The organism is Synechococcus sp. R55.7 (genome assembly GCF_047461955.1).
Lineage (GTDB): Bacteria > Cyanobacteriota > Cyanobacteriia > Thermostichales > Thermostichaceae > Thermostichus.
The window spans coordinates 3951-8750 of sequence record NZ_JANSIC010000048.1 but is presented as its reverse complement, the minus strand read 5'-3'; the positions used below and the strand labels follow the sequence as shown (position 1 = coordinate 8750).

Annotated in this window: 3 protein-coding genes; all 3 read left to right on the top strand. The window is 57.0% G+C overall.

Features of this window, described 5'->3' with window-relative positions:
* Positions 1-7: 7 nt before the first annotated feature.
* The 3 genes from uvrB to NW820_RS04030 all read left to right on the top strand — a co-directional run bounded on the left by uvrB (position 8) and on the right by NW820_RS04030 (position 4674).
* Positions 8-2095, top strand: coding sequence for an excinuclease ABC subunit UvrB (gene uvrB / locus NW820_RS04040; protein ID WP_414406753.1), 2088 nt, complete (start codon positions 8-10; stop codon positions 2093-2095).
* A 110-nt stretch (positions 2096-2205) separates the two neighbouring features.
* Positions 2206-4050: a mechanosensitive ion channel family protein gene (locus NW820_RS04035; protein ID WP_414406750.1), complete on the top strand. Its 1845-nt coding sequence runs from the start codon at positions 2206-2208 to the stop codon at positions 4048-4050.
* Between the two features lie 33 nt (positions 4051-4083).
* Positions 4084-4674 (top strand): DUF721 domain-containing protein, encoded by a 591-nt coding sequence (locus tag NW820_RS04030; RefSeq protein WP_414406749.1) that lies wholly within the window; start codon positions 4084-4086, stop codon positions 4672-4674.
* Positions 4675-4800 lie beyond the last annotated feature (126 nt).

Genomic DNA, 4800 nt, shown 5'->3' with positions numbered 1-4800 from the left:
CAAACCCATGTCAGAGTTTCAACTGGTTTCTCCCTATCAACCCACCGGAGATCAACCTAAGGCAATTGCCGGTTTGGTGAAGTCAATTTCAGAAGGCCATCGTTTCCAAACCTTGCTGGGGGCAACCGGAACCGGCAAAACATTTACCATCGCCCACACCATCCAGCAAATCGGCAGGCCCACCTTAGTGATGGCCCACAATAAGACTTTGGCAGCACAACTGTGCAATGAGCTGCGGGAGCTTTTTCCTCACAATGCCGTTGAATACTTCATCAGCTATTACGACTATTACCAACCGGAAGCCTATGTTCCCAGCACCGATACATACATTGCCAAATCTTCTTCCATCAACGATGAAATCGATATGCTGCGGCACTCGGCTACCCGCTCTTTGTTTGAACGGCGAGATGTGATTGTGGTGGCCTCGGTGAGCTGCATCTATGGTCTGGGCATGCCAGAGGAGTACCTGAAGGCTTCCATCCCCTTCAAAGTCGGCCAGGAGATTAACCAACGGGATGTCCTGCGGGATCTGGCCAGCATCCAGTACGAGCGCAATGACCTGGAGCTGGTGCGGGGGCGATTTCGCCTCAAAGGAGATGTGCTGGAAATTGTGCCGGCGTATGAGGATCGGGTCATTCGCATCGAATTTTTTGGGGATGAGATCGAGGCCATTCGCTTAATCGACCCGGTTACAGGCGAGATTTTGAACAGCCTCAGCGCCCTCAGAGTTTATCCTGCTCGGCACTTTGTAACGCCGGAAGCACAATTGGAGCGGGCGATCCTCAATATCGAGCAAGAACTGGAAGAGCAACTGGCCCTCTTTCGCAAAGAAGGCAAGCTCCTGGAAGCCCAACGCCTAGAGCAGCGCACCCGCTACGACCTAGAAATGCTGCGGGAGGTGGGCTATTGCAATGGGATCGAAAACTACTCTAGACATTTAACGGGACGCAAAGCAGGAGAGCCCCCCGCCTGCTTGGTGGATTATTTCAAGGCCGACGATTGGCTGTTGGTGGTGGATGAGTCCCACGTGACCGTGCCCCAAATTCGCGGCATGTACAATGGCGACCGTGCCCGTAAGCAGGTGCTGGTGGATCACGGTTTTCGCCTGCCCAGCGCCCTCGACAATCGCCCCCTCAAAGCCGAAGAATTTTGGGCCAAGGTTCATCAGTGTATCTTTGTTTCGGCTACCCCCGGCAACTGGGAACTGGAGCAGAGCGAGGCCCAATTTGAAACCCGGGTGGAAGATGGCAAGACCTTGAAGTTTTATGTGCAGGGCAGCGGTCGGGTTATCGAACAGGTGATTCGGCCCACTGGGGTGGTGGATCCCGAGGTGCATGTGCGCCCTACGGCTGGGCAAGTGGACGATTTGCTGGGAGAAATTTATTTGCGATTGGAGCGCTCTCAGCAGGGATCTGCCGAACGGGTGATCGTGACCACCCTCACCAAACGGATGGCAGAAGATCTCACAGAATATCTCCAGGAGCGAGGGATCCGAGTTCGCTATTTGCATTCCGAGATCACCTCGATTGAGCGAATTGAAATCCTACAAGACTTTCGAGAAGGGGCCTTTGACGTGTTGGTAGGAGTTAACTTGCTCCGGGAAGGGTTGGACTTGCCAGAAGTTTCTTTGGTGGCCATTTTGGATGCCGACAAAGAAGGGTTTTTGCGAGCAGAGCGCTCCCTGATTCAGATGATTGGGAGGGCAGCACGAAATGTCCGCGGTATGGTGGTGATGTACGCCGACACCATGACCAGCAGCATGGCCCGGGCCATTGCCGAAACCCAGCGTCGCCGCGAGATTCAATTGCAATACAACCGCCAACACAACATCACGCCCAAGCCCATCGTCAAGAAAAACAGCAATGCCATCTTGTCTTTTTTGGCCATCTCCCGCAAACTCAGCAACCCAGATCTGGAAAAAGCCTTTCAAGCTGCGCAAGAGATCCCTCTCTCCGAGATTCCGGAGCTGATCGGCCAACTGGAACTGAAGATGAAAGAGGCCGCCAAAAACCTAGAATTTGAGGAAGCCGCCGAGCTGCGAGATAGAATCAAAAAGCTACGTCAACGCCTTCTGGGCCATTCTCAGGGCACCTAAAATCCTTGCTCAGATCGGCCAAAATTGAGGTCGGCTTGTGCCACCATGAGCTTACAGGGCAGCCCTCAGGGATCCCCAATTGATCGATAGGCGTTCGTACCAAACCGGCCATGCAGGACTCCGTCCCACTTAAGCGAGCAGCTCTTTGGGTTGGGCTGACGGTGGGGATAGGTCTCTGGCTCACCCCTGCCGTCGCCTCTGCCTCCTCAGGGATCCCCTTGGCTCAAGCCCTTGAATTTCGGGATCCCAACTTTTTCCTGGCCGATCCCCGACCCACACCGGCTGAAGCGCCAACTCCTGAGGGATCCCCTGCCCCAGCCCCCAGCCCAATCGGGATCCCTTTGACCGGCCAAGAGGGCACAGAAGTGCTGGTCGGGAACATACCGGTGTTCCGCCTGCAGACGGCAGACTACCCCAGCGATGTGCGGGCCGACAACGTTCGGGCGATCATCGAGCGCTTTCTCGAAGAAGGCCAGTTGCCGGAGCCAGAGGTACGGGTGGCCCAGGATGCCAATGGGCAATACATCTTACGCCTGGGGGAAAGAGGCCGCTTTGAGGCCACCCAACGGTATTTGTTCACCGTCACCTATGCCGATGCTGCCGCGGAGCGCAGGGTGGCACCGGGTCAGGTGAGCCTGAATGACGTGCGTCTGGTGGCTAACAGTTGGGCGCGGCGGTTGGAGCAAGCGATTGCCGATTACCGCGAAGATCTGCTGGCTCTGCAGCGGGCCCAGGATCCGCGCGTGCTGGTTCTGACCCTCCTGGCAGGGATCGCCACCCTGGTGGTGGGGTTCTTTCTCTGGCGGCTGTTCGACCGCAGCTTAACCCGTCTGCAACGCTGGTTGGAGCTTAAGGCCGGAGAGGCCTGGGGCACCTGGATTGATGTGGGTGGGATGCTGCTGCGGGGCGTGGGGGTGATCCTCATCGCCGGCATCTCGCTGGATCGCGGTATCAGCTTCATCCCTGCCCTACGACCGTTTCAGCGCTCCTTTTACCTGGGCCTGGGTCGTGTGGTCGCCACGGCTCTGGGCGTTCTCACCCAGCCTCTGCCCAACTCCAGCGTTTCGATTGCCAGCTTGCTGGTCTTCCTCGTCCTCTCCATCTTGGTTTTCACCGGCGCCCACTACGTCAGTGTTGGCTTCAAGCAGCGCTTTTTGGCACGCCTGGGGCTGGATCTGGGCACCCAAGAGTCTTCGGCGGCCATCTTCAAGTACATCCTGACCCTGTTCGGCATCCTTCTGGTCTTGCCCTTCAGCGGCCTTAATCTGGGCTCCTTGGCGGTTATTGCCGGGGCGGTGGGTTTGGGGATCGGCTTTGGTTTGCAAAACCTCTCCAACAACTACATCAGCTACATTGCCATTTTGCTGGAGCGCCCCATCCAAATCGGGGATCTGGTGGAAGTGGACAACCTGCTCGGCACAGTGGAGCGCATTGGCCCACGGGCCACCGTCTTGCGCACCCTGGATCGCATTTTTGTGATTGTGCCCAACTCCCGCTTTACCGAATCGAAGGTGGTGAACTGGAGCTACCGGGATCCCCGCTGTCGCATCCACATTCCGGTCGGCGTGGCCTACGGCTCCGATACCGCCCTGGTCACCGAAGCCCTGCTCAGCGCCGCCAGAGAAAATGCTCGGGTGTTGAGCAGCCCTGCCCCCCAAGTCTGGCTCAAGTCCTTTGGCCCTTCTGCACTTAACTTTGAGCTGCTGGTGTGGATCAACCGTCCTCAAGATCAGTTTGTCTTGATCAGCGAGCTAAACTTCCTGATCGAGGCTGAGTTTCGGCGACGTGGGATCCGCATCCCCTTCCCGCAACAAGATATTCATATCCGCAGCCTAGAGGGATTTGCCCCCCTCAGTCAAAACGGCGGATCCCCTTCTTTGCCCGATACCGACTCCATTCACTCTGCCCTCAAAGAAGCGGCTCAATCGCCGGAAGACCAAAATGGTGTTTCCTAAGCTATTGCCTGCCATTGACACCCTATCGACACCATGTTGCAGCGGTTAGATGAGGTACTGGGAAGCTTTGGCAGCCATCCCCGTTGGGCTGAACTGAAGCAAATGCAAACCCTGCGGCAGCTCTGGCCCGAACTCGTCGGAGAGGCCGTAGCCGCCCAAACCTATCCTCTCAGCCTGCGCCGACAGGTGCTGCAGGTGGCCACCTCTACCCCGGCCTGGGCACAAAACTTAACCTTGCAACGCCAGATCATTCTCAGGAAACTCAACAGCCGGCTACAATCTCCCCTCAGCGATATCCGCTTCAGCTCTGGTGCCTGGCACAAGGGATCCAGCCCGGCTGCCCCCCATCCTGATGCGGAGCTGACCAGCAAGTTTTATGGCGCTCCCCGCCTAGCAGACCAAGATGGACAACGCCCTGGATCCTGTCGCAGCCCCAATCCAAAACAGCCCACCTCCGACCCGAAAGTGGCTTTCGAGCGCTGGGCCAGAGTGGTGAAGCAACAACAAACCCAGGAGAACCTGTTCCCTTGCCCCGCCTGCCGCTGTCCCACCCCTGCCGCCGAATTGGAGCGTTGGTTTGTCTGTGGGTTCTGCCATCGACAATCCTTACACCCGCCCAGCTAACTCAGGAAACTCGAATTACGGTTGCTTCAAATGGCAATCAAACGATTCGTCAGGTCGATCCCCAACTTCTTTCTTCCTCTGAGAGAGGTTGTGGATGGTTACGGCAGCGGCAAGGAGCGCTTGGGA